At 34.6% G+C, this 25,501-nt stretch carries 21 protein-coding genes, 1 pseudogene and 1 riboswitch; of the genes and pseudogenes, 2 read left to right on the top strand and 20 right to left on the bottom strand.

Annotated features, from left to right (window positions below):
* Positions 1–474 precede the first annotated feature (474 nt).
* The 6 genes and pseudogenes from RVS70_RS02545 to RVS70_RS02520 all read right to left on the bottom strand — a co-directional run bounded on the left by RVS70_RS02545 (position 475) and on the right by RVS70_RS02520 (position 8,116).
* Positions 475–1,200 carry a hypothetical protein gene (locus RVS70_RS02545; RefSeq protein ID WP_121604954.1) on the bottom strand — a complete coding sequence of 242 codons (726 nt, stop codon included), beginning with the start codon at positions 1,198–1,200 and terminating at the stop codon, positions 475–477.
* Between the two features lie 924 nt (positions 1,201–2,124).
* Positions 2,125–2,523 (bottom strand): annotated as a pseudogene (locus RVS70_RS02540) (TerC family protein).
* Positions 2,524–3,072: 549 nt separating this feature from the next.
* Positions 3,073–4,434 carry a PTS ascorbate transporter subunit IIC gene (locus tag RVS70_RS02535; protein ID WP_026681730.1) on the bottom strand — a complete coding sequence of 454 codons (1,362 nt, stop codon included), beginning with the start codon at positions 4,432–4,434 and terminating at the stop codon, positions 3,073–3,075.
* A gap of 36 nt (positions 4,435–4,470) precedes the next feature.
* A complete protein-coding gene (locus tag RVS70_RS02530) occupies positions 4,471–4,737 on the bottom strand; it encodes a PTS sugar transporter subunit IIB (protein WP_026681729.1) in 267 nt (88 codons plus the stop codon).
* Positions 4,738–4,748: 11 nt separating this feature from the next.
* Positions 4,749–6,860, bottom strand: coding sequence for a BglG family transcription antiterminator (locus RVS70_RS02525; RefSeq protein WP_026681728.1), 2,112 nt, complete (start codon positions 6,858–6,860; stop codon positions 4,749–4,751).
* A gap of 623 nt (positions 6,861–7,483) precedes the next feature.
* Complete coding sequence (locus tag RVS70_RS02520) at positions 7,484–8,116, bottom strand: DUF1232 domain-containing protein (protein WP_026681727.1); 633 nt, start codon at positions 8,114–8,116, stop codon at positions 7,484–7,486.
* A 342-nt stretch (positions 8,117–8,458) separates the two neighbouring features.
* Here RVS70_RS02520 and RVS70_RS02515 point away from each other — a divergent pair, with 342 nt between their 5' ends.
* On the top strand, positions 8,459–9,418 hold the full coding sequence (locus RVS70_RS02515) for an LCP family protein (protein WP_121605881.1): 960 nt from the start codon (positions 8,459–8,461) through the stop codon (positions 9,416–9,418).
* 319 nt (positions 9,419–9,737) lie between these two features.
* Here RVS70_RS02515 and RVS70_RS02510 read toward each other — a convergent pair whose 3' ends face one another.
* The 5 genes from RVS70_RS02510 to RVS70_RS02490 form a co-directional block, all read right to left on the bottom strand.
* Positions 9,738–9,929, bottom strand: a complete 192-nt coding sequence (locus RVS70_RS02510) for a hypothetical protein (protein ID WP_026681725.1) — start codon at positions 9,927–9,929, stop codon at positions 9,738–9,740.
* 28 nt (positions 9,930–9,957) lie between these two features.
* On the bottom strand, positions 9,958–10,761 hold the full coding sequence (locus RVS70_RS02505; RefSeq protein WP_308035987.1) for a carbon-nitrogen family hydrolase: 804 nt from the start codon (positions 10,759–10,761) through the stop codon (positions 9,958–9,960).
* A 137-nt stretch (positions 10,762–10,898) separates the two neighbouring features.
* Complete coding sequence (locus tag RVS70_RS02500; protein ID WP_161629274.1) at positions 10,899–11,054, bottom strand: hypothetical protein; 156 nt, start codon at positions 11,052–11,054, stop codon at positions 10,899–10,901.
* A gap of 308 nt (positions 11,055–11,362) precedes the next feature.
* Positions 11,363–12,301 (bottom strand): ring-cleaving dioxygenase, encoded by a 939-nt coding sequence (locus RVS70_RS02495; protein WP_205388450.1) that lies wholly within the window; start codon positions 12,299–12,301, stop codon positions 11,363–11,365.
* A gap of 618 nt (positions 12,302–12,919) precedes the next feature.
* A complete protein-coding gene (locus tag RVS70_RS02490; protein ID WP_121604950.1) occupies positions 12,920–14,611 on the bottom strand; it encodes a peptide ABC transporter substrate-binding protein in 1,692 nt (563 codons plus the stop codon).
* Between the two features lie 870 nt (positions 14,612–15,481).
* Between RVS70_RS02490 and RVS70_RS02485 the strand changes: the two genes are divergently transcribed.
* The gene (locus RVS70_RS02485; RefSeq protein WP_121604949.1) at positions 15,482–16,660 is read left to right on the top strand and encodes an MFS transporter; all 1,179 of its coding nucleotides are present in this window, start codon (positions 15,482–15,484) and stop codon (positions 16,658–16,660) included.
* Positions 16,661–17,420: 760 nt separating this feature from the next.
* Here RVS70_RS02485 and RVS70_RS02480 read toward each other — a convergent pair.
* The 9 genes from RVS70_RS02480 to RVS70_RS02440 form a co-directional block, all read right to left on the bottom strand.
* Positions 17,421–18,599: a hydroxymethylglutaryl-CoA synthase gene (locus RVS70_RS02480; RefSeq protein ID WP_026681720.1), complete on the bottom strand. Its 1,179-nt coding sequence runs from the start codon at positions 18,597–18,599 to the stop codon at positions 17,421–17,423.
* 132 nt (positions 18,600–18,731) lie between these two features.
* Positions 18,732–19,847, bottom strand: coding sequence for a putative lipid II flippase FtsW (gene ftsW / locus RVS70_RS02475; protein ID WP_121604948.1), 1,116 nt, complete (start codon positions 19,845–19,847; stop codon positions 18,732–18,734).
* On the bottom strand, positions 19,848–21,020 hold the full coding sequence (gene rodA, locus RVS70_RS02470; RefSeq protein ID WP_121604947.1) for a rod shape-determining protein RodA: 1,173 nt from the start codon (positions 21,018–21,020) through the stop codon (positions 19,848–19,850).
* An 8-nt stretch (positions 21,021–21,028) separates the two neighbouring features.
* Positions 21,029–21,223, bottom strand: coding sequence for a hypothetical protein (locus tag RVS70_RS02465; RefSeq protein WP_205388449.1), 195 nt, complete (start codon positions 21,221–21,223; stop codon positions 21,029–21,031).
* A 274-nt stretch (positions 21,224–21,497) separates the two neighbouring features.
* Positions 21,498–22,220, bottom strand: a complete 723-nt coding sequence (queE, locus tag RVS70_RS02460) for a 7-carboxy-7-deazaguanine synthase QueE (RefSeq protein ID WP_026681716.1) — start codon at positions 22,218–22,220, stop codon at positions 21,498–21,500.
* On the bottom strand, positions 22,201–22,650 hold the full coding sequence (locus RVS70_RS02455; RefSeq protein WP_205388448.1) for a 6-pyruvoyl trahydropterin synthase family protein: 450 nt from the start codon (positions 22,648–22,650) through the stop codon (positions 22,201–22,203). The genes queE and RVS70_RS02455 overlap by 20 nt, the downstream gene beginning before the upstream one ends.
* The gene (queC, locus tag RVS70_RS02450; protein ID WP_205388447.1) at positions 22,647–23,312 is read right to left on the bottom strand and encodes a 7-cyano-7-deazaguanine synthase QueC; all 666 of its coding nucleotides are present in this window, start codon (positions 23,310–23,312) and stop codon (positions 22,647–22,649) included. Before queC ends, RVS70_RS02455 begins: the two co-directional genes overlap by 4 nt.
* An 86-nt stretch (positions 23,313–23,398) precedes the next feature.
* Positions 23,399–23,445: riboswitch (PreQ1 riboswitch) on the bottom strand.
* A gap of 264 nt (positions 23,446–23,709) precedes the next feature.
* On the bottom strand, positions 23,710–25,014 hold the full coding sequence (locus tag RVS70_RS02445) for a TRAP transporter large permease (protein ID WP_205388446.1): 1,305 nt from the start codon (positions 25,012–25,014) through the stop codon (positions 23,710–23,712).
* Positions 25,004–25,492, bottom strand: coding sequence for a TRAP transporter small permease (locus tag RVS70_RS02440; protein ID WP_205388445.1), 489 nt, complete (start codon positions 25,490–25,492; stop codon positions 25,004–25,006). The genes RVS70_RS02445 and RVS70_RS02440 overlap by 11 nt, the downstream gene beginning before the upstream one ends.
* Positions 25,493–25,501: the final 9 nt, after the last annotated feature.

The following is a 25,501-nucleotide window of genomic DNA, read 5'->3' as shown; positions in this document are numbered from 1 at the left end:
TGGTTGTTGATTGTTTCTTTCAACACATACGAAGATTAGTGGGCAATATCTGAACTGCGCCCTGTCAAGTAAACAGTGGAAATAATTAATAATAAAAATGGATTTAAGCGGCTTTAGCTCTATCAACAGGGACTAAGGCCGTTTCATTTACTTGATATCTATCATTCGATATAATCATCAATTGCTTTTGAAAGCTCTTTAAACGTTCCTTACCTATGTAGATAATACTTCTCACATTTCTGAGTTCTCCAAAACAATTCCATTGGTCCGTTATCAATGCACTTACCAACTCGGGACATACTGTGTGTCATTTCTGCTAGATCCATCTTACACTGCGGTTACTAAATAGGCAAACAACCTTTTCTATCAGTAATTAACAAGAAACAGAAATTTGGATGATCTAGGGACAATTACCAAACTTTCGGGTAGAAACTACTATATTGATTTAATAGTATGTTTATTTTCCAATGTCCATTAATGACTTTTAATCAAAACGGTATAAATGAGAATAAACAGTACCCCTAATAGGAGATGAATATAAGATGTTGAAAAACTGCCCCTGCGATAATGAATACCATGAATGCTAGCATATCCTAGTGTGCCTATCGCGATTCCCATGCAAACAGATTTTGTTTTGAATGTAAAATCCATTACAAAATGTCCTATTGCTATAAATAAAATCATAAAAAATGCTAACGAAAACGCAGTAATCAGAAAGGGAGAAAGCGTATCTGTCCAAGCTAAAAAAGACACAAATAAAGCCATTCCTTCAGGTATCTGGTGAATCACAAATGGCCCTAATAGTGTTCCATCTAACAACCAGGTAGCACTATCTAATTCCATACCTACCATCAGTCCAACTGGCAGATTATGAAATACAATTCCTATGATTAAAAAAAACGAACTTAAAATCATCCGTGGTCTCAGCTGGTCACTATTAACAGATTTTAATACATTGGTTTCAAGAAATAACATAAAGGATACGCCACCTAGAATTCCAATTATTAATCCTAAACGATTATAATGACCCATAGCCTCAGGAACTAACATGAAAACTACAATTCCTATAAGTATACCAGAAGCAAACAGATAGAGATTTGCAGTCTGTTTGTTAAAAATAATTTTCATAATCGATGCTAAGAAACCTCCAAATAAAAGACCAATAAAAACAAGAACACCTACGATGACTACTAATTTCATTCACAACCTCTCCTTAAGGATATATTTATACAAGCTCAGAAAAAATTATGAATGAAAGTGAAAATTCAATCAGTGAGGGTTTTACTGCCAGTTATATGTGGGATAAATGTTCATGAATACGTGTATTTTTCATCCATTTTTTACACATTGTTTACCATCATTTCATACATACTTAAAAATGCTGCTTTATACTTGAATTAAAGCTATAGATAATACATGTATGGAGGGATCCAAATGAGGTTTCTTGCCAAAGTTGCTATTTGTCTTACGGCTATGATTATCTACTATGTTTAATTTTCTATGTATGCAAGAAAAGCAACTCCCTTTCAAGCTACAACCTTCTTAATCCATTCAGTCCATAATTAATTTCTGCTCAAAAGATATGCATCCACTAAAATACTATTTGCTAAATTCATAAACCAGCTAATTAAATAATTCACCATCTGCATTGAAGACTGGCCACTCACCTGATTTAGGTAACTTCACTGAGGACGGAGTATGTGCATCTGCGCATATTCGGAACAAAAGCATTTATCGCCCATTGACTCATTACTAATGGATGATGTTTTTTAATTCTTTATGATAGCCAACTACAGTTAATTTATCTGGGAGGATAATTTTATAGTTCACCCTTCATGTTTTGTCTTTGGAGACACCTCCTAAAACACTAACTCTTTTTTACTTACTTCTTCGGTACTCTCCTATACTAAGAACAATTAAAATAATAATTAAGCGTAAGTACGCTTCCGATAAAGATAACGCTTTCAAAATGTTTTGCACAAGAGTCTCTCTCTGGAGCATTCTCCTGCTGTATATGTAAATAGAGCCGCTCTCCCATACATAATGATTGGTAACCGCCTCCATTAATTCCATCCTACATTGACTGGCTATAATAATGAGTGGAATTACTGACAATGATGCCAATCATGATAAGAAATATATCACCATATTAGAAATAGCTACAATTGCCAATACATTATCTAAGCTCATGATTAAATCAGCAACAATTATAAGTACAATAGATTCCCACATGGAACTTTCTATTCTTATAATTTACTCCCCCTGTTTGTCCTCTAGTAGCTTATAGGCTACTATGAGTAAAAGAATGCCACCAATCAAATGAATGAAAGGTAATTTTAAGAGATATAGAACGATAAAAACAAAGAGCATTCGGACAATTGCTCTTAAAATCTCCCATATCACGGCAACCTTTTTTAAATGATCGGAAAGACGTCTGCTTGCCAACGTTATTACAACAGCATTATCACCACTTAGAATCAAGTTCACTAACAATATTTTAATTATAGACTCAATTAATCCCATGATACTACTTTCTCTCTCGTTTTTATAAACGTGAGATTTTATTAATCTATGTGCTAGGAAATAGTATCAGACCTAAACAGTCAAAGCTATTATAATTTTTACAAAGGAACTGTTCAAAAACAAAGGCAGCACGAAGATTTTTGAATTCATATCATTAGCGAAGGCTTCAAATTTAAAAAGTATGCTTATCCTTTCCTTTTGTTAATAGTATGCTAATGTTAAATTATAACCCCTAAAGACAATCATCGTATCATATTTTTATTTACATATCCCCCGTAAATAAATTTATTATTTTCTTATGGTTTAGAAACTCCTCAGAACTATCGACATACTTTTCACCCTCAGCACTCAATAATACGTAGTTATCCAAAAACATATTTCGTTATTTATTACCCAGTTCTCAACACTTTCTATGCTATGGTTACTTAAATTCCTAAGTATTATTTCATACATAATAAGCAAGCCAATTACTTCATTATCAGCATGATCTAATCTATAGAAATAAAAACCTGGCATTCCAAAGATTCAAATACCAGGTAGTATAAATAATCATGCCACGTCTTTCTTCTCTACATTCTTTACCGTCTTCCAGCCGACGGCGTAAATTACGACTAAGCCTACAAAAATAACGATGATAAATAATAGATTAGATTGAATAAACTGAATCAAATTCCCTAGTATGATCCCAACTATGCCAAAATCAGCATCACCGAATGTCGTACCCTCAAATCCAAGTGTTCCTAATACAGGGAGTAATAATGCTGGAAGGAAGCTAATAATAAACCCGTTAGCCATTGCTCCAATAACAGCACCTCTACGTCCACCAGTAGCATTTCCAAACACCCCAGCGGCTGCCCCAGTAAAGAAATGTGGTACCAATCCTGGAACAATTACTTTCAAATCAAATAAAGGAAGAAGAAGCATACTCATTAATCCTGCAATAAAACTAAATAAAAAACCGATAATAACAGCGTTTCCAGCGAAAGGAAAGATAGCAGGACAATCTAAAGCCGGTTTGGCATTAGGAACAAATTTATCTGCCACTCCCTTAAAGGCCGGTACTATTTCTCCTAAAAGCATTCGAACACCAGCTAAAATAATATATACACCTGCAGCAAATGTTAACCCCTGTAAGAAAGCAAATACTAGAAAGTTTTGTCCGTTACTTAATTCCGATTCAATAAATGTAGGACCAGCACAAGCAGCTACGATAAAGAACAAAATCACCATCGTTAATGATACAGAAACGGAAGTATCACGAAGGAATCCAAGAGACTTAGGCACCTTTAATTCTTCTGTTGATTTCGAATTTTTCCCAATTAATTTACCAACTAACGCAGATACAACGTAACCCATTGATCCAAAATGACCTATCGCAAAATCATCTGAACCAGTAATTTTACGTGTGAATGGCTGCAGCATAGCTGGTGAAAGAACCATCAATGAACCTAATATAATTGATCCCACCACAATTAGGATTACACCTGTAAGTCCACCTGTTGTTAGGATTACACCAATCATACATGCCATAAACATCGTATGATGTCCAGTTAAAAAGATGTATTTATATGGTGTAAGTCGTGCTAATATAATATTTACTACCATACCAAACAACATAATCATTGCCGTTTCCGTTCCAAAACTTTGCTGAGCAACCGCCACTATTGCTTCATTATTTGGAATAACACCGTCTACGCTAAAAGCTTCATTAAACATACTAGAAAATTGCCCAAGTGCCAATACAATAACATTTGCTCCTGCATCTAAAATCACAAAGCCCATAATTGTTTTGAGTGTTCCAGAAACCACTTCGGCAACATTCTTTCTTTGAGCTATTAATCCGATTAAGGCAAATAACCCAACAAGGATTGCTGGTGTTCCTAGCACATCATTCATTATTAAATCAATCATTTATACGTCTCCCCCTTCTTTAAATGTATAGTAAAGTTAGATGTTTTGCTCAATCGCGTCTCGAAGTTCTCCTTTATCCATTAGATTTTTAAGCTTAATAACATTTTTCTTACCATCCTCTAAACTATTAACAATATCTTCTGACCCTAAGAACACATCGGCTTGTTCAGATTTTGCTGTAGCTAAATCTGTATGAGATACATCAGCCTCTTTACCAAGCTCCTTCAAGATTGCTTTCACGTTCATTTCAACAATCATGCTACTTCCTAACCCATTTCCACAAACAACTAGTATTTTTTTCATGTTATTTCCTCCTAAATAAGATTAATTTGGTTAATGATATTCTGTACATCTTGTATATTTTCTGATGCAATTAACTGCTGTACATTTTCTTCTACCGACAGAAGGTCTGTCAATTGAGAAAGCGCAGTTAAATGAGTTTCATTATCAATAGCTGCTAGCACAATGATTAACTGTGCACGGTGCTTTTCCTTTGCTGAAAAATATACTGGTTCCTTTAATCGCAAAAAGCTCATACCTAATCTCTCTACTCCAGTTTCTGGTCTTGCATGTGGCAGAGCTATGTTTGGTGCTAATACGATGTATGGGCCCATCTCCTTCACATTATCGATCATCTCCTTAACATAAGTTGGTTTAATTGCTCTTTGCAAAACTAAAGGCTCTGCTGCTACTTTAATAGCCTCTTGCCAATTAGACACATGATCTCTGAACTGTATCGTTTTCTCTGTTAACAACTCATTAAGCATTGGTTTTCGTATCTCCTTTACATGATGAGTTCGATCCTGCAGCATTTTTTTTAAAGTCTCTTGTAAGCCAATTGGATCTCTAATCGAAGCGAACCTCGCAATTATCTCCATAAATGCATTCGTTTCATCATGAGTTACGGTTTCTATGTTAAACATATCATTCACTTGCATTAAAATACGTTCCTTATCATGATTGGATAAAATCGGTGCTACATGAATAACTGGGATATCCTTCTCTTTAAGATAATTCGTTGAAAAAATAACATCTACCTGATGGTGTTGCTGATTAAATTCACGGATGGATTGAACAGCAACTACATCAAGTCCAACGATTAAGCTTTCCAGTTGGGTTTTTAGCATATTTGATGTCCCTATCCCATTTTCACATACAATAATAGCCCGATAATTTACATTCACCTGTTTTTTTTCTTTCTTTAACCATCCGCCAAAATGTAAAGAAATATATGCAATCTCATCCTCTGGTATCTGTTTGCCGACATAGTACTCCAAATGAACGATAACTTGCTTTGTAAAATGGTAAATTTCTTCATAATTTTTTCGAATGCTCTCTGTTAAATGATTGGAATATTTTACGTCATACTTCAAACGATAATATGTTGGTTTAATATGTGAAATAAGATTCCTCTCTAGACCATCTCGATCATCAAAAATGACACATGCATTATTTTGGAATTCTGATACCATACGATGAACCACACGTTGAAGACCACGTAATTCTCGTTCTGTATAATTTCGAAAATCATCATGATGGACCTTTAAGCCTAGTAAGCTCATTGTTAAAAAACATATTTCATCATCTGGGATTTCCAGTTGATATTTAGTAGTTAATCTATTAGATATGAACTGAGCTGCGTGAAAGTATACAGATTGACGTAATACATTCTTTTCTTCTATATCAATTGCTACAATTTGTTCTGCCTTTACTCGCTTCACTACTACCAATAACTGTATTAACAGCATTTCTACCATTTCATCTGTTAACGTTAAACCAAGTTCGCATTCCGCTTCATGAATGATAGCTAGAATAGCTTCCCTAGCATGGTCAGCTTGATGGTACAGCTTAGAAAACGGATTGAGAATTTGATAGATTTTTTTCTGAAATATATCTGATTCTTTCTGTAATAATGTATAGGATAAAATATGAGCAACTAGTCTCCTTTTCTGCTCTTCCGAACCGTCAACTTGATAGCCGATTGGTCTTGTATAATGCAGACGAAGATAATGCTTGGACAAATAAGCTTTAACATGCTTTATATCCTTTATTACAGAACTACGACTCATGTTAGTCATATCCATAAAGCCTCTCATAGTAGAAGGCTCATTATCAGTCAATAGCCTGATTGTAAGGAGTAACTTTCTTTCTTGCTCTGAAAATTGATATGCATAGTCATCCGTCACAATAATCCCTTGATAAATTAATTCTTTTCTAGTCTTATCTACTAAATAAACTCCTTTTCCATAGCAATTTTGGATTGGTTCTAAGCATTGCTCTGTCAGCCAATTATTAAGTTGGTCTAAATCGTAGTAAATGGTACGCTGAGAAACTCCCAATAATTCAGATAATCTTCTTGTGTGAATTGGTTTACATTCTTTCATAACTATAGATAATAAGTACGCGCGCCTTTTATCTAATACCATTTTGAAATACCTTTCTAGAAAGTAATTTTGCAAAAATAAAAAGCTGATTTATTTTTGCATCGCTTTACACCGTAATTATAACCCTATTATTACGTTTGTGTAAGAGGTTTCACAGACCATAAAATGTAAGATTATGATTTTGCAATAATAAACAGTAGAGCAACATCACAGACAGCCTATATCCATGAAAAAGCGAAGATAGTTCAAGTAATATCAACTATCTTCGCTTTATATAATCTTTCATTTATATAGGTCTTTTCAATAATATAACGACTGCTGTTTAACCTAGTATCATAGAATACTCTAAATTACATACAAATCGTACTTTATATTTCTGCTACTCCAAGCACCGTGTTTTGTTCACTTTCTATTATCATTAATTCAGCTCTTTCAATTTCTTTGGTTTAAAGCGATTTGGCTGGATTCATTTAATTTTACTACTGTATACGCATCGTCATCGGCTGCTGTGAAGATACTTCAACAGACAATTTCAAGGAAGCTCTTTTCCCCAGGACTTCAAAATCAAACATATACCAAAATACTTGGTTTACACAATAGAAATAAATACCCTGAAATGATTTGAAAAAGTACCTACACGCTTCATTTTATATGCATCGCTCCTATTATTTTTGCGATAAAAGCTGGGTTGCAGTTTGAACAGCAATCGCATCATCAATAAAGCCGATTGGAAATAGGTAATCAGGCACTAAGTCCATCGTTAAGATAAAATAGATTAACACACCACCCATTACAGCTAGTTCCTTTGCGTTCCCCTTACGTAATGTAAATTTCGTAAATATATCCTGAAGCTGTTGGATGTATGGTCCAACACCTGCTACCTTTTTCACTTTTTCTTTAAATTCCTTACGTATGATTTCTTCCCCTTCATCCGTTCTAGAGTATTGTTGATAAGAAGATAACCGTTGCTCTAACAAATCAAGGGTAAATTCCTCTTGATGGATATCCGATTTTTCTATAACTTTTTGCATTTGTCGTATCGTTTCATTAGCATCATCAGTTACATTCTTTTCGATTTCATAACCAGCAGCTCGCATCAAATTTACAATCGGAACGTCCAATACTTGAGCAAATACTTGTAAATGATTTAAGTTAGCACGTCGCTTTCCATTAACAATTCGCGATATCGTCGCTACATCGATGGAAGTCAATTTACTGAATTTACGCATAGATAATGATTTTTTATGCAAGAGTTCCTTTACTAAAGAACCTAACGTATCATTTTCATTTAGAGACATTGTCACTACTCCTCATCTATAAAACTCTTTTTTACTTTATACCTTCATTATAATTTTGTCAAAAACGTTGTATTTAAGTCAACATATTATGATGTGTTATTTATCAAAAATACAATCCATTTCTTAATAACACTTAATATAGTTCAATTACATTCTATCTCCAAGACATCTCCATCTATAAAGAATGTTGACAAAAAATCAACACATCTGTATATTGGAAAATAATTATATCATATTTAATTCCATATAAAGGGAGTAAGTTGTAAAAGAAGCTTTTAGTAATATCAACTATACTATCAAGAGAGGAAAGCATAAGTACGTTTTACTAGTACAATACAGATGATGAAGGTGAGAAATTTGGGTAAAGCAGCCAATAACCAAGTTAAAAGAAAAAAATTACGGAAGAAACGAAATCGAAAACTGATTTTATCGATAACATTATTAACTACAATGATCATTATTTACTGTGTATATCAATATAATCAGGGGTTATCAATGAATAAAGGAGTAGCCAATACGACTGTTGAGCCATTTGAAGGAGAGGAAGTACAATTTGGAGAAATAAAAGTACTTTTAATAGGAACCGATGCTCGAGGAGAAGAAAAAGGTAGATCCGATACATTGATGATTGGTTATTACAACCAGCATACACATCAAATAAAAATTGTATCCTTAATGCGTGATACATACGTTGAAATTCCTGGTTATGGAATGCAAAAATTAAATGCAGCTTACTCTTTCGGGGGTCCAGAGTTATTAAGAAAAACCATTAAACATAATTTTGATATTAATATTAACTACTATGCAACCGTCGATTTTAATGGTTTTCCTAAAATTATAGATTTAGTTGCACCTGATGGGATAAAAGTAAATATTGAAAAAGAAATGTCTAAAGGTATCGGCATGACACTGCATCCTGGCGAACAAATTTTGCATGGTGATCAATTATTAGGCTATGTTCGCTTTCGAAAAGATAGTCAAAATGACTTCGGTCGAGTAGAGCGTCAGCAAGAAGTATTGTCAAAATTAAAAGATCAAGCATTGAGGATCAATCAATTAGTTAAACTTCCAAAAATATTAGGAGCTACCAACGCTTATATAGATACGAATGTAAATACACAAATTTTATATTCGATAGGTAAAGGTTTACTTACACATTCCAACGAAGGAGTAGAAACCTTACGCATCCCTACCGAAAATTCTTATACAAATTTACATGTAGATGCTGGAGCGGTGTTAAACATCGATCTTGAAAAAAATAAGCAAGCTTTAAAAGCGTTTTTAGAAAGCGATTATAAATAAGTCCGAGCTAATTTACGATAATATAGACTAGACACGGGACTGTGTAAGTGAGAGAGCTACACAGTTCCGTTTTTAAAACGGGCTCTATCATCGCTCATCAAGAAAACACTCATTTTTCCGGGCACGACTTCAGCATCCATATTTTCAGAAAACCCTTTCATTTTTTACTCGTATTTTCCACCCCTTAGTAAATTGAATAGGACGTAACGACAAAAATTATTGTTGCTTAATACAGGAATATTCAACACTCAACCTTACCTAGGCTTGCTTCTTAATCTGTTTTACTATTCATACATAATCTATTAAGACAAAAAATAAATCATATGTAATCACTTACAATTTCGTTGATTGCAGATTCATTATATAATAGATCTGCGATTACTAAGTAAACGAATGTTCCAACCACTATAAACAGCATGAGTACAATAAGTATTAGAACGATATTTCCAATCACCTGTATCACCTTAGAATTCATCCATTTTTTCAACGGATCTTTCATCTTTTGAAACATTTCCACCCTCCCCTTTTAATTTTCCGTGCTAAAACAACTTTTTATACAAGTGTGGTACTCTACTTTCAAAAACAGGTATATCTTTTCTAACTTGAGGAACTGTTGATGCATCAATTTGTGTGCAGAATGAGTCCTCGGAATACCTTGAACCCTCCACTACTATTTCTCCCCAAGGATCGATTACCATCGACTTACCACAAAATAGAATATTATTATATTCTCCTACTCTGTTTGCAGAAACAACGTACATCTGATTTTCAATAGCTCTCGCCAATTGGAGGATTCTCCAATGAGCAGCCCTAGCCTCTGGCCACTCTGCAACGACATGAAGAATTTCGACTCCCTCAAGCGCTAAAGAACGAATGACCTCCGGAAAACGCAAGTCATAACATATAATTACACCCATCTTTACTCCTTCAAGTTCAAACACTGTTGGGGGCTTTTGACCACCTGTTAAGTACTTATGCTCATCTAGCATAGGAACTAAGTGGACCTTATTGTATTGATACACAACAACTCCATTACGATCAATAATGAAGGACGTATTATAGAAGCAATCATTCACTTTATTTGCAACTGAGCCCCCAATGATGTTTACATTTAGCGATAGCGCTAAGTTTTGTAAGAAACCTTTTGTTGGCTCACCACCTATATCTGCTTGTTCATCTAATGATGGTAGTGTATAAGCAGTTGTCCACATTTCTGGTAACACAACAACATCTGGTTTATTTTTAGCTACTTCTCTTTTCATCCACTCTTTTACTTTAGCTCGATTTTTGGACGGGTTACCAGGGACAATATCCATCTGATAGATAGCATATTTCAATATCATTCTTATCCCTCCAACATCGTTTTTTACTTCTAGCCCTTTATGCTTTTCACCACTATGTATCATACATCACAATTATCATAATTATCAATATTCAAATTATTGAAAAGCGAAAGCAGTTTCTATAAGACTACCTTCACTTAATTACATTCTATTGTGGCAGATATCGAAAAACGATTACCTAACTTAGTGATGGAACCAGCAAAGCGACTTACTACCCCTAATGCTACTACCCCTAATGCTGTATGGTTAATTCTCCCTTGCTTATAGTTGTCTCCATCTTCATGATAACACATAATCCTGCCGATAGATGACCACCCTATGTTCTAGTCTACTTGACATTTGTTCATTTACGATATGAACTACAAATGCTTTGGATTGTAAAATATTTCTAACATTATCCTTTTGTATTCTATCCTCTTTGCGCTGAAAAGATTGTGAAATGGTTGGAGGATGTTACGATACGATATTAAAAAAGCTGATGGTGCTCCATGAATAGTACTGTCTTCAGTCTCAAATGCCATCGATCGCGGTACCACACTACCAATTAAATGTATTGGATTCAAAGAAAGCACTCCTACGCTACCCCCCTCCAAATTTATTATTATTGATCCAATTCCCTAATTTTAATAGGAAATAATGTTTTTTCTAATTTCCCACGATAAATCTCATATTGCTCTGGTAATTTTAATGCTGCCCCTAACGTCGCTAATGATTCATCATGGGAAAATCCAGGAGGGTCTGTAGCAATTTCAAATAATATATTACCATGTTCTTTAAAGTATATTGCGTTAAAATAATTTCGATCTTTAACTGCTGTTACACTATAACCACTCTCCCTAACATATGTTTGCCAATCTAATTGGTCGGCATCATTTTCAGCACGCCAAGCTATATGATGAACTGTTCCAACTCCCATTTGTCCACGCCCAGCAGATGTAGTTTTTAAATCAATCATATTTCCAATATCCCCAAAAGACCGAAAACGAATAAGGTCCTCTTCTTCTTCCATTCGCTCTAATCCCATTATTTCTTCTAGTACCTGCGCTGTTTTTTCAGGTTGCGAAGAAAATAACGTTACTCCAGCAAAACCTTTAATTGCCGCTTCAGGAGTTATGTTACCAAAAGTCCAATTATTCCGGTCACCGTTTTCTCGCTCTACAAGCTCTAATTGTAGACCATGGGGGTCTTTAAAACGTAAATACGTTTCTCTAAAACGCTTTTCCATTGTGAACTGGATGCCAAAACCTCTAAATCGTTCCTGCCAAAAATCCATCGCCCCCAGTGGAATAGCATACGAGGTGACACCTACTTGACCATCACCAATTTTACCTGGAAAGGCATTGGTCCATGGAAAAAAAGTAATGATTGTTCCTGGCTTTCCCTCTTTATTTCCAAAGTAAAGATGATACGTACCCGGATCATCAAAGTTGATCGTTTTCTTCACAAGTCGCAACCCCAATATACTTGCATAAAAATCTACATTCTCCTGCGGATGGCCAACAATTGCTGAAATATGGTGAATTCCCGCTGTTCTTTTCACAACTATACACTTCCTTTGATGAATTATATTTAATTAAAGTATTATTAATTAAATATAATAATAGCGATTTATGCTTAGTTTGTCAACCTAACACTATATTATTCAAGTAATTGACTAGCTAAACATTTACAGGAATCAAATCCTATTATGTAATAGGCTCAATGAAGCGATAATTGGTCTGCTTAAAAGCACCGCAGCACAAGGTAAGGCAATTTAGAACTCCAAACTTAGTCACTTAACGGTTATACTGTATGGGCTGAGTGAAAATGCTATGGGTGAGAGGGGTATTCTTCTATATTTTAAATTCTTTATCACAAAAAAATGAAGAAACAGTAAAAAACGAACGATAATTATCATAAATTAATCATCGTTCGTTTTTTTGATTGAAGTCATTCATTTAGCACCTGAAATAAGCGAGACTCCGGCGGGAACAGCACGAGTCCGAAGATCCACGTGGTAACGTGTTTTTCTTTACCAAGTTAGCTGAAGCCGTGCCCGCGGAAAGAGCGTATATTTTCACGGTGCGGCGATGATACTGATATTGATAACATGATTATTCGTATTTTGAGTAAAAAAGTTGTGTTTTGTCCCAGACTCTCCTAATACATGTACATTAAATTATTCAGCGGATCCTACATCAGCCCATTTGTATTCATATGTTGCTCCAAACGGATTCACAAAAACACCTTTTACTTTCGGAGAAACAAGCTGTGCTCTCGAAGCCTGATAAATCGGCGCAATAGCTGCGTCCTCAAAAAGGATTTTCTCAGCCTCTAAAAAGTTCTCATAACGAGCTACATTATCTGTAGCTAAGGAGGAAGTAGTTGCATTCACTAAGTTATCGTATTCTTCATTAGAATACCCCATCATATTATTGCCACTATCTGTTGTCCAAAGATTCATATACGTGAATGGATCAAGGAAATCTGGACCCCATCTAGAAACTTGAATTTCATAATTCATGCTTGTATCCAGATCAAGCCGCTGCTCTTTAGGTACTTGCTTTAACGTAACGTTAAGACCTGGTAAGTTTGTAGAAAGCTGATTAGCAATATACTCAACCATTAACTTTGTTGTTTCATCATCGTCTGTTAACAGTTCAAGTTCAACAGAATCTTTACCAATCTCTTCTAAACCTTTTTCCCATAATTTCTTCGCTTCTTCAATATCATACGTCACAAGGTCTCCATTAACTTCTCTGAAGTCTTCACCAGTTTCAGGCATTGGCGTGAAATCAGCTGGAACCAGACCATTAGCAACAATGGATCCATTATTTAAAATTTCGTCAACAAGCGCTTGTTTGTTGAATGCTTTACTGATTGCCTTTCGAATATTTACATTTGCAGTAGCATCCGTTGTCGTTTGATTAAATTTAATGAAGTAAACGAATGTATCAGGAGTAATGACATAATCATCATTTGTACTATATTGATCAACTAAATCTGAAGTTAGATCAACACGATCAATCTTTCCTGATTCATATAAATCAACAGACGTTTGAGGATCTTTTACCACTTCAAAGTTAATTTTATCCATTTTCACAGTATCGGCATCCCAATAATCTTCATTTTTTTCAAGCTCCCAAGAACTACTAGTACTTTTCCAATTCGCTATTTTATATGGTCCATTAGCTAAAAGTGTATCGGAACTAGTAGCAAAATTATCACCTTGCTCTTCAACAAACTTCTGGTTTAATGGCAAAAAGGTACCGAATGTTGTTAAAGATTCAAAGTATGCTGTAGGATTCTCTAGTTCTACTACTAGTGTATAATCTCCATCAGCTTTAACACCCAACTCTTCAATAGGCTTGTCTCCAGAACTAATTGCAGTTGCATTCTTTATGACACCATTCATCATATATGGACCATATTCTGATCCGGTTTCTGGATTAACAGCCCGCTGCCATGAATAAACAAAATCATGGGCAGTAACAGGGTCTCCATTTTCCCAAACTGTATCCTCTCGTAAAGTAAACGTCCAGGTAAGTCCATCGTCACTTACTTCATGGTCAGTTGCGATCCCTTCTACGGGTTGCGCATTCTCATCTAATCGATAAAGCCCCTCCGTCGTGGCTGCTAAATATATAAAAGATGATTCATCAGTTGCAAGTGAAGGGTCCATTGACGGGATTGCTTCGGGGTTAATAAAACTTAATACCTTTTCTCCTTCTTTTTCTTCATTCGTATCTGCTGTTGCCTCATCTGTTTCCCCTTCAGATGTCGATGCATCCTCACTCTCACCGGAGCAGGCAACAATTACGCTGATTAATAGACCAAATACAAGGAATAATATCCAGCTTCTTAGCCTCATAATAAAGCCCCCTTTTATTTTCCTAGTGATGCAGAAGCTAGTAAAACTTACTAAGAATTATACCTTTAACTTAAGAAAGTTGTAAAGTATTTTTTAGAAAATTAATTTATTTATGATAATTAATAATAAACTATCAAAACACAAAATTACATTAATTCAGCTGGTAGAATTTCTAAACAACTTATAATAATGTTTGAGAATTTTCACCAAGAGTAACGAAAAAAAGACGTAACATGAAGCTGGCAGGTTATTGGAAGAAGGATTAATTATAATTGAAAATGATTTGTAATGCCAATAACGTATCCTCAGATGGATTTGCTTTTTTTATCAATATATATTAAAATGAATAAAATTATTTTCTAATATTAAGAAAGGGAGGCAAAAAGTCATGGAAACTGTTTTCAGAAGAATTGCAACAGAAGTAAAGTCATATTTACATCTAGGAGATATACTTTTAACGGGATCAGTCTGTCCTTTTTTAAGCAAACTTCATATAGAAACCAGATACCGGAAGCTTTTTGTCTTTTTATTTTAGAACTGTAGAAACTGTTAAATTGTTTGTGCATTTTGATTAAATACTAATTAGTAACTAGACGCCGGTTTTTATATGGTGTCTTTTTTGCATATACAAGAGAAGAATTGTGTTGTATATGTGTATTCATCCTCTTGTTGGATGAATTCATAAAAAAGTGTAAAAAGACCAGATAAGGAACTACCAAATAACGAAAAAAACTGTTGCAATAATTTGTGTGGAACCAGAAGTTTAGAAAGGGTGAGAAAATTGTTTAAAAGGCTTAGGCAATATAGAAATGTTTCAGTGTTCCAAGCGCTTCTAATTTAGAATAATAATTAGAAGCGAGGGATAATAATATGAAAAAGCAAAAAATCTTTACTAAATCATTTATATTCTTATTTATAAGTAACTTTTTAGTTTTTATAGGGTTTGAGATGTTGTTACCTATTTTACCAGCCTATTTGTTAAGCATGAATGCATCTTCCATTCAAGTAGGTCTAATGACAACATTATTTACACTAGGCGCTGTTCTATTCAGACCTTTTATAGGCTACTATTTAATTGATAACCAACGGAAAAGTCTTGCCATTATTGCAAGTGCCGCTTTAATGATTATTACAATGCTATATCCTTTTCTTAATATTATTTGGCTTTTGCTATTGTTACGACTTTTCCATGGCGCAGCGTGGGGAGTATCAACCACAGCCAATAGTACAATGGTAGTCGATTTAATTTCCAATACACGATTAGGAGAAGGGATAGGGTATTTTTCTATTTCAACAACGGTTGGGGCTATCATTGCACCAAGTGTAGGTATCCTTATCTATGACTCTTTTTCTTTCAATATTTTAATTTGGTCATCAGTAGTACTCAGTCTTTTGGCAGTAATTGCGCTTTATTTTGTATATTCACCTACTCCTGTTAAACATGAGAAACAATCATTTCAATTTTTTGAAGCGATTTTCGAGAAAGACGTGTGGTTCCCAGCATTACTGACGGTCATTACAACACTTGGTTTTGGAGCAATTATTACTTTTTTGGTTCTTTTTGGAAAACAAAAGGGACTAGATCATATTTTTCTATTTTTCCTTATCAATGCGACTGTCTCCACTTTACTACGTCCTTTTACAGGAAAATGGTATGACAAAAAAGGACCTTGGTCTATCATCATTGTTTCAGCAATTCTAGGTTTTTTGTCACTTGTGTTGCTATCATATACGACAAATAATCTTTATCTTATTATTGCAGCGATTTTATTTGGTGCAGGTTATGGAACTGTTATGCCATGTTTACAAACATGGACTGTTCAAAAGGTAAGTGAAGAAAAAAGTGGCGCTGCCAACGCAACCTTTCTTTCCAGTTTTGACATTGGTGTTGGAGTCAGCGCATTTATATTAGGAATCTTAGCTGAATGGATTAGTTTAGAGATGATCTTCAGGATTGTTAGTCTAAGTTTTATTTTTGTTGCAGTTTTAGTCTATAAGGATTTTTCAAATGAAAAGAAAAGGTCTAAAAAATATATAAAATTGATATAATAGCAAATCCACTTCTAGTTAATAGAGGTCTTTTTAGTTGATATTTTCCTTAGCGTACAGAATTCACAAAATGTTGACTGAACCCATTATACGATTATAAGAGTAAGCATTTTTAATTGAATTATGTGAAATATCGTACTTAAAGTAACGGGTGCTTTAACTATAGAAAACCAAAGTATTTTGAATAACTCCATTTAGGTTTTTTTGCAACAAAAACCGCAATAAATGCGGTTGAAAAATTTTGCTAAGTTGGGTCTCGTATCAGTTTTATTTACAGTGGATTAAAAGACCATTTAGAAAAACGTTAAAGAAAAATAAATGCAGGGAAATTAATTCTCTAACAGAATATATAAATAGGAAGAGAGAGGTTCAAGTCCTCTCTCATATAATATCTACCCACGTACATTGTTTGTTCCCTATCTTCCCCCAAATGTACCCCAATTAGATTCATTAACTTACTTTATCCTACGTTCTTGAAAACAAGCAAAACCTTGATACAGAAGGTTTATAAGGGGTTTGATGTAACGCTTTGCAATATAAAAAAATAATAGCCCTATTGTCTTTTTCATAAATAAAATATAACCAATATCAGAAAAATCGTTCAAATTGATTGAGATCAAAAATATATTCATTAACTTCTACAGTTATTTTTTATGCAACGCTAGTGTAATTTCCTAGACTATAAAAAAGCTTGCAAAGAAACAAAAAAGTTTCTCTACAAGCTTCTGATTTCTTATAGTAATCCGATTTATCATTATATTCACTTGTGATTCGTTTTGTTTACGTAATGACGAATATGCTTGTTTATACCAGCTAAAGTGATATTGGCAGGGTCGGCAGTGATGTCTAATTCTAAACTAGAACCATCTGTCGGTAACGTATTGTTAAAAACTTCTTCGTATGCTTCAACAGATAGCTCTTTTCTTGATGATAGTAGATGATCATGTTGATCTATTAGTAAATGTTCACGAAAATTCGGCTGTATTATCCCTGTAAAGAATTCACCAACAGCTCCTGATCCATAACTAAACAATCCGATTCTCGAACCTGCTTCTAAGCCTTTATTCTGCTCAAGCAGTGAAAGGAAACTTAAATACAAAGAACCGGTATAAATATTACCAACATGCTTATTATACAGCTTACTGTATTCCAGGTTTTCTAAAAGACGTTCTTTATCTTCTGTTGTTCCTTCCTCATATATCGTACGTAATGCTTTTAAACCCATCTTTGTATATGGTAAATGGAAGCAAATGGCTGCAAAGTCAGCTAACGTCAATAATGATTTTTTCTTATAATCTTCCCATACTTCTTCGAAGAAAGAAATATATTTTTCATTAGAAAGCTTTCCATCTACCATAGCTGTATCCGAATATACTGGGCGCCAAAAGTCCATTACTTCAGATGTTAAATATGCGCTTTTGTCCTCTAACGCAAGAATCGCCGGATCAGCACTAACCACTATTGCAACTGCACCTGCACCCTGGGTAGCCTCACCACCAGTATTCAATCCATATCTAGCAATATCAGATGCCAACACTAACACCTTACTATCTGGATTTAAGGCGATATGACCTTTTGCTAACTGTATTCCAGCAGTAGCTCCGTAACAGGCTTGCTTTACCTCAATTGTTCGTGCATGTTGGTTTAATCCGAGTAATTCGTGAATATACACACCTGCTGCTTTTGAATTATCAATTCCAGATTCTGTACCGAATATAATAAAATCGATGTTTTCCTTATCTTTATCATCTAGTATATTCCAAGCTGCATTAGCAGCCATTGTCACTGAATCTTGTGTAATTGGAGCAACAGCCATCTTTTCCTGACCAATTCCAATCGTAAATTTTTCTGGCTCCACGTCTCTAGCCACAGCTAATTTATTCATATCTACATATAAATGTGGTGTGTAAAACCCTATTTTGTCTATACCTATCTTCAATGTTCTACTCCTTTACTAACTAATGTCATTTTTATAACCATCGTATTCGTTACATTAGTGATTCTCTTCACAATCGTTTCCTTTATTATTACCAACACCATAAATGATAATATAATCTAACTACAAAAACAATCATCGTGTATTAACGGTTTCATATTTTAATGTAGATATATTAATTAATATTCCAACAGAAATTAGCATAAACAGCAAAGAAGAACCCCCATAACTTATAAAAGGAAGCGTAATCCCTGTAACTGGTAACATTCCAGAAACTGCTCCAAGATTTAATATAGCTTGAATAATTATTTGAAATGTCAAGCCCAGAGCTAATAATTTGGGAAACATATGTCTCTGTTGAAAAGCTATATGAATGCCTCTATAGAAAATCATTAAATAAGCTGCTAGCACTATAATTAAACCTACTATGCCGAGCTCTTCTACTATAATTGCCATAATAAAATCCGTGTGAGCTTCAGGTAGATAACCTAATTTTTGAACACTATTCCCTAGTCCATTACCAGTTATTCCTCCTGCTGCTATTGCGATATAGGAGTTTATGAGTTGATACCCATCAGTAGCAGCGGTTTCAAATGGCTGTTGAAAAGATGTTAAGCGTTGCAACCGATACGGTGATGTGTATGCAAAATAACTTACACCTAAGATCGCAATAGTACCTAGCGCGACTAAATGTATAAATCTAACTCTAGAACAGAATACAATAATTCCACAGGAAAATAGAATTAGAGAGGCTGTTCCAAGATCTGGCTGTAATAAGATAAGCATAAATACAGTTGCTAATAGCAGAAGAGGTGGAAGAACACCTTTGCCAAACTTGTGAATATACGATTGTTTTCTCGCATATATATAGGCAAAATATATAACCATTGAAACTTTGATAGCTTCTGTTGGTTGAAAGACAAATCTACCTATTGAAATCCATCTTTGTGCATAATTCCTTTCTATTCCAATACCAGGAATTAATACAAGAACTAAAAAAAATATAGATGATATAACTAGCAATGGAACCATTCTATTTATCCGATGCAGTGGTATAAGTACGGTGACTATCAAGAATAAGAAACCAATTAACACCCAAAGAAACTGTCTAACAAAAAAATGAGTACTATTATGATAAACTTCATACCCAATCGGATAACTAGCACTATATACCATTACTAAACCAAATGCCGATAACAAAAGAACAGTTATTAATAAGAGATAATCCATTTGCTGTATTTTTTCTTTCATTTAATCACCTTGTGTCAATACATTTTTTCCAAATACATAGCGACGATTAGATCTGATTCGGATACTAGCTATTATTCCTAATGCAATTAAATTAGTTAATAAAGCACTACCACCATAGCTGAGAAAAGGAAGTGCAATACCCGTTATTGGCATCAAACCAACTGTCATAGCAATATTTTGGAAAATTTGAAATGCCATTAACCCACTAATACCAATACAAAGATAAACACCAAACAAGCTACCTGAATGAAATGAAGTCATCATAATTTGGTAAATTAGTAGAAAATACAACAATAGCAATATACTTGCACCTATAAATCCAAATTCCTCACCGATAACCGTAAAGATAAAATCAGTGTGCGCTTCTGGAATTTGCCCATTTTGGACTTGCACACCCTGGTTAAACCCGTTTCCTGTTAATTGCCCAGAACCAATACCTAGGATAGCCTGCTTTAATTGATAACCATAATCGGATGCAAATTCATTCGGATTCAACCAACCATAAATTCTAGATAATTGATGATCTTGAAAAAAACGAGAAAACAACTCAAAATTCAAATAGTATAAGGTTATTAGTAGAATAATTAAAGCAATTAAGCTAACGGTTAACAATAAAAGCATAGCTGTAGAAATATGGGAGACAAATAAAAACGTCAATGTAGAGGCTACGATCATTAAGCCCGAACCTAAATCTGGTTGCATTAATACGAAAAATAATGGTATTACCGTTGCGATGGAAACCTTTAATACAACTGGAATACTAGCAATGAATGATAGACGTTTACTACCAGCCTTCTTTAAAAGAACAGCAATATAAAGAATTAAAAATAGTTTCATAAACTCAGAGGGTTGTAACTGAAAGATCCCCAAATCTATCCATCGCTGAGAACCATTTTTTACTGTACCGAACAATTGGACATAGACTAACATCAAAACCCCAATAAGGTACATTGGAAAAGCCCATTTTTCTAGTAATTCATAGTCAAACCAAGCAACCATGATCAACATAAGAAATCCAACTATATACCAAAACAATTGTCGTTTTACAAAGTAAAACTCATCTGCCACTGCATACTGACCAGACCCACTATACACAGCCACCAGACTAAATAAAAATAAACAGATTAAGATAATAATTAAAAAACGTATACGGCTAAACGTAGTGTCCTTCATGAATTTAGTTACCTTTCATAGATAATAGAGTTTATGTATTCTCCTAAACACCAGTAAATGATTGATGCTCCCTGTCGCTTCCCATTCAAAATAGTTAACATAGTAACCTTATCCATTGTTGACATTTTACTAAATGGGCTAACTGATAAAAATTGATCATGAAAATAATGACCATGCCGAAAATTGCAATTGTCCGCTGCCATGAATTTATTCCTCCCAAGCGTATCTTCATTTAGCTTATCTTCACGATGACATAATGTCAACGAAAATGACAATAAGTCATCAATATAGAATTTGAGATAAGAATTTAGCCAAAGAGAAAGCCGAACTAGATTCGAAACGTTTTACCCGCTCTCATTTGAATCTAGTTCGGCTTTTTGGTTGTAAAAATATTTTACATATTTATAATTTTTCCCTATCATTTTTCTTTAAAAGTGAAGGCTTTAGGATAAGATATATCTCATCTCCATCGTGTTCTTATACACCGCGTTTATTCCCCCAGAGAAAGGTATGTAATTGAGGGAGCACCCGCACATCTTTTAAGATGTTGTTTGTCATTACACGTTCAATAAGCGCTTCGTATTTCTGAAGTAAGTGCTCCATCAATTTATCTGAACTTTCCATACCAATTTCATCATTTCCTACTTGAAGAAATAATTTAGCCTGAGGATACCTTTTATGAATCTGTTCAGCGTATGTTAAGTCACCCTCATCAAATATCACAATTTTTAAGCTATATTCTCCTTTTTGTCGATGTTGTAACGAATCAATTATAAAATCTAACGTTTGATAATTGGTTTTCATCCCTGAGCTAGGAGGCTTTGGTGATAACGTTAGATCATCAATTTTAGTAAACCACGATTGCCATCTACTTCCCTGTGTCTCAATAGCAACTTTTATTTGTTCGTGATGGAGTAAATCAATCAAGCGACTCAATTGGCTAAGTAACGCTGGGTTGCCACCTGAAATCGTTACATGGCCGAATTGATCTCCACCCTTTTGATATAAGGTTTGCATTATTTCCTCTGCTTCCATCATTTTAATGAGATGTTTCTCTGATCCGTCCCATGTAAATGTTGAATCACACCATGAACAGGAATAATCGCAACCAGCAGTTCGTATAAACATGGTCTTTCTTCCAATAACCATTCCTTCCCCTTGAATGGTCGGTCCAAATATTTCAATTACTGGTATTTTCATCTATATTCTCCTTTGGACGATAAACACAATAACTAGAAGGCGTTTCCCGTAAATACACTTGGATACAACGCGGAGAATGCGAAAAACCATCTAAATATTCCTGTACTAATTCATAAATCGTCCGAGCAACAATTTCTGTTGTTGGAAAGGTATTAGGACACACATTTGAAAAAGCAATATCTTCATTCATAACACCATGATCAAAGCGTTTATGAATCAAATCCTTTATTTCTTTAAAATTAACTAAAAATCCTGTGTGGTTAAGTGTTTCACCAACAATCGTAATATTTGTAAAATATGTATGTCCGTGCATGGACTGACATCTCCCAGTGTCTTGATGTGGAATATAATGTGCTGCTGCAAAATGAAAGTCTTTGTTAATTTCATAGGAATAGTTATGATGTGGAACAGGATAGATTTGTTGTATCATTTTGCTTGCTCCCTCTTCCGATTAGCTTCATATTTTTCTAACCCATTTTTTCTTAATTTACATGCCGGACATTCCCCACATCCACTGCCTTTGATTCCGTTATAGCAGGTCAACGTATTATTTTTCACAAATGAAAAAGCCGCTAGCTGGTCACTTAACTCCCACACCCCTGCTTTATCCAACCACATAAGCGGTGTATGCAAAACAAATTGTTCATCCATTGCTAAATTTATTGTTACATTCAGTGATTTAATAAAAATATCCCGACAATCTGGGTAACCACTAAAATCCGTTTCACAGACACCAGTTACTAAATGTTTGGCATCTATTTGCTTAGCTAAAATTGCTGCGAACGATAAAAACATAAGGTTTCTTCCAGGGACAAAGGTAGATGGTAGCTCTCCCTCATTTTCTGTTATCTCGATATCTTTTCGAGTTAACGCATTTGGTGCTAACTGATTTAACAAACTCATATCCAACAGATGATGTGTAACTTCCAAGTGTTCACAAATATTTCTCGCAACTTGTAATTCTTCGATATGGCGCTGACCATATTGAAATGTTACTGCTTCTACATGTTCAAACTTTCTCAGCGCCCAAAACAAACAAGTAGTACTGTCCTGGCCTCCACTGAATACAACTATCGCTTTTTGGTCGTTCATCGACGCTTCTCCTCCTCGACAAAGAAGAGTGTTCGTTAACTAGCATTTCCCATCAAAAAAACAACACTAAGAAGGGTGTTGTTTTGGTCTCCTTAGTTTTTTATAGAGGGATGGAATTGCGAACCTCTCCTGTATTTTTACAGATTTCTTAATTAAGTTGCAGCTCTAGTTTACCATTCATAAACTAATTATGAAAGATACTTCTTTCTTTCACTATAAATGTAGCTTGAATAGGTTCATTACTATTTGTATAAGTCACAGAAGTTCGGCTATAAAGCAATGCCCACTTCTGAAGAATTTAGAGCTTTTAATTTTCCGTAAGCAATGATCGGTTATTTTCAACGAAGGGATATATGTATAGCAATACTTTTGCATTTTAGAAGATCTTTAATATATTTTATTTCATTAAGCTAGGTAATATCGTTACTATTTGCGGAAATACGATTAACAATACGATGCAAATGATCATCCCAATGATCATAGGCACAGCTCCTCGGAAAATTGTCTGTACTGGAATATTAGTCGCGACTCCTTTAATAACAAAGATACTAATTCCTAACGGGGGTGTTAATGATCCTATATTGATTGCCATCACCATAATAATTCCAAACCAGACACCATCAAATCCAAGTTCCATAATAATCGGATAAATAATTGGAAGCGTTAAAACGATTAAGGATAAGCCTTCGATAAAACATCCTAATATAAATAATACAATTAATATTAAGATCAGAATTACATATGCGTTAAGTTCTAACCCACTCACAAAGGAAGTAAGCTTCACAGGTAGTCTGCTAATTGTGAGAAACTGACTAAATAATGTAGCTCCGATAAGTATTAAAAAGATATAGGCAGTTAACCGTAACGATTCATTAAATGATTGCTTTAGTTTATTCCAGTCAAGTCTTCTAGATAAAAAAGCGAAAATAATTGCACCCATTGCTCCTACACCCGCAGCTTCGGTTGGTGTAAAAATACCTAAGTAGATTCCACCAATACTAATTAAGAATAAGCCTAAAAATGGCCAAACATTTTTTAATGTAAGTAATTTCTCACGAATTGTTGCTTGTTCAGATCTCGCAGGTGCTAATGTTGAATTACGCCGAACAAGAATTGCAATAATAATCATAAAGATAATGACCTGAATGACACCAGGAATAATACCTGCTATTAATAATGCCCCAATTGCTTCCCTTGTTTGAATTCCATATAAAATTAAGATCACACTTGGCGGAATTAATATTCCAAGTGTACCACCTGCTGCTACACAAGCTGTCGATAGACTCGGTTGATATTTAAATTTTTCCATTTCAGGAAGTGAAATTTTAGAAACGGTTGCAGTTGTCGCATTAAGTGAACCAGAAATGGAAGAAAAAATGGCTGCAGTACCAATGGTGGCCATTGCTAATCCTCCCCGAAGATGACCAACCCAACTGTCTACAGCTTTGTATAAATCCTTTCCCAATCCCGTGTATGAAAGAATCATGCCCATCAAAATAAATAATGGAATAACACTTAACGAATAGGAACTCGCCGTGTCAAATGGAGTCCTACCGAGCTGAGCAAATGCCACATCCCAACCTCTTATTAATGTTGTACCTGTCAAGCCTACAAATAAAAGAGAAATACCTACGGGAACCTTTAGTAATAACAAGACAATCAATGCAATAATACTAATAAAACCGATTATTTCAGGACTCATTTGAATGAACCACCTTTTGCAAATAATGAATAGCATGCAGAAATGCGGTTAGCGCGAATAATATTGTCCCTATAACTGCTAACATAGCGATCGGAAAAAGTGGAATACGTAAATCACCTGTTACCGTATGAGCGTAAAAGAGACGAATTGCATATTCACAGGTACTCCATGCTACAAGTAGCATTAAACCCGTGATTAACAAATTAATGACAGATTCAAATATCCACTGTATACGAGTTGAGAATCGCTCAATTACAAAGTCAATTGTAATATGTCCCTCTCTGACATGTGTGTAAGCTAGGCTTAAGAAGATGACAAGTGATAGACCTAGCTCCGTAAAGTCGACCGTACCCGTGATAGGAGCTTTAAGAATCCATCTACTGAGTACATCTAATGTAATCAAGATCGCCATCAATAATAGAATGACTTGAGCAATATAATGAATGACTCTACTTAATTGCTTCATTATGCTGTCCATCTAATCACC

The organism is Virgibacillus sp. M23, assembly GCF_034190895.1.
Taxonomy (GTDB): Bacteria; Bacillota; Bacilli; order Bacillales; family Amphibacillaceae; genus Virgibacillus; species Virgibacillus salarius.
The sequence above is the reverse complement of the archived record's forward strand: the minus strand, read 5'-3'. Positions and strand labels throughout refer to the sequence as shown.

Bases quoted from the DNA above. Each gene is read 5' to 3' on its own strand.
- RVS70_RS02440 (WP_205388445.1), bottom strand. From the start codon at position 25,492: ATGGACAGCATAATGAAGCAATTAAGTAGAGTCATTCATTATATTGCT.
- RVS70_RS02545 (WP_121604954.1), bottom strand. From the start codon at position 1,200: ATGAAATTAGTAGTCATCGTAGGTGTTCTTGTTTTTATTGGTCTTTTA.
- RVS70_RS02535 (WP_026681730.1), bottom strand. From the start codon at position 4,434: ATGATTGATTTAATAATGAATGATGTGCTAGGAACACCAGCAATCCTT.
- RVS70_RS02465 (WP_205388449.1), bottom strand. From the start codon at position 21,223: ATGGCAGCGGACAATTGCAATTTTCGGCATGGTCATTATTTTCATGAT.
- queC (WP_205388447.1), bottom strand. From the start codon at position 23,312: ATGAACGACCAAAAAGCGATAGTTGTATTCAGTGGAGGCCAGGACAGT.
- RVS70_RS02500 (WP_161629274.1), bottom strand. From the start codon at position 11,054: ATGTGTTATCATGAAGATGGAGACAACTATAAGCAAGGGAGAATTAAC.
- ftsW (WP_121604948.1), bottom strand. From the start codon at position 19,847: ATGAAAGAAAAAATACAGCAAATGGATTATCTCTTATTAATAACTGTT.
- RVS70_RS02530 (WP_026681729.1), bottom strand. From the start codon at position 4,737: ATGAAAAAAATACTAGTTGTTTGTGGAAATGGGTTAGGAAGTAGCATG.
- RVS70_RS02445 (WP_205388446.1), bottom strand. From the start codon at position 25,014: ATGAGTCCTGAAATAATCGGTTTTATTAGTATTATTGCATTGATTGTC.
- RVS70_RS02505 (WP_308035987.1), bottom strand. From the start codon at position 10,761: ATGATATTGAAATATGCTATCTATCAGATGGATATTGTCCCTGGTAAC.
- RVS70_RS02525 (WP_026681728.1), bottom strand. From the start codon at position 6,860: ATGGTATTAGATAAAAGGCGCGCGTACTTATTATCTATAGTTATGAAA.
- RVS70_RS02485 (WP_121604949.1), top strand. From the start codon at position 15,482: ATGAAAAAGCAAAAAATCTTTACTAAATCATTTATATTCTTATTTATA.
- RVS70_RS02455 (WP_205388448.1), bottom strand. From the start codon at position 22,650: ATGATACAACAAATCTATCCTGTTCCACATCATAACTATTCCTATGAA.
- rodA (WP_121604947.1), bottom strand. From the start codon at position 21,020: ATGAAGGACACTACGTTTAGCCGTATACGTTTTTTAATTATTATCTTA.
- RVS70_RS02510 (WP_026681725.1), bottom strand. From the start codon at position 9,929: ATGTTTCAAAAGATGAAAGATCCGTTGAAAAAATGGATGAATTCTAAG.
- RVS70_RS02515 (WP_121605881.1), top strand. From the start codon at position 8,459: ATGAAGGTGAGAAATTTGGGTAAAGCAGCCAATAACCAAGTTAAAAGA.
- RVS70_RS02520 (WP_026681727.1), bottom strand. From the start codon at position 8,116: ATGTCTCTAAATGAAAATGATACGTTAGGTTCTTTAGTAAAGGAACTC.
- queE (WP_026681716.1), bottom strand. From the start codon at position 22,220: ATGAAAATACCAGTAATTGAAATATTTGGACCGACCATTCAAGGGGAA.
- RVS70_RS02490 (WP_121604950.1), bottom strand. From the start codon at position 14,611: ATGAGGCTAAGAAGCTGGATATTATTCCTTGTATTTGGTCTATTAATC.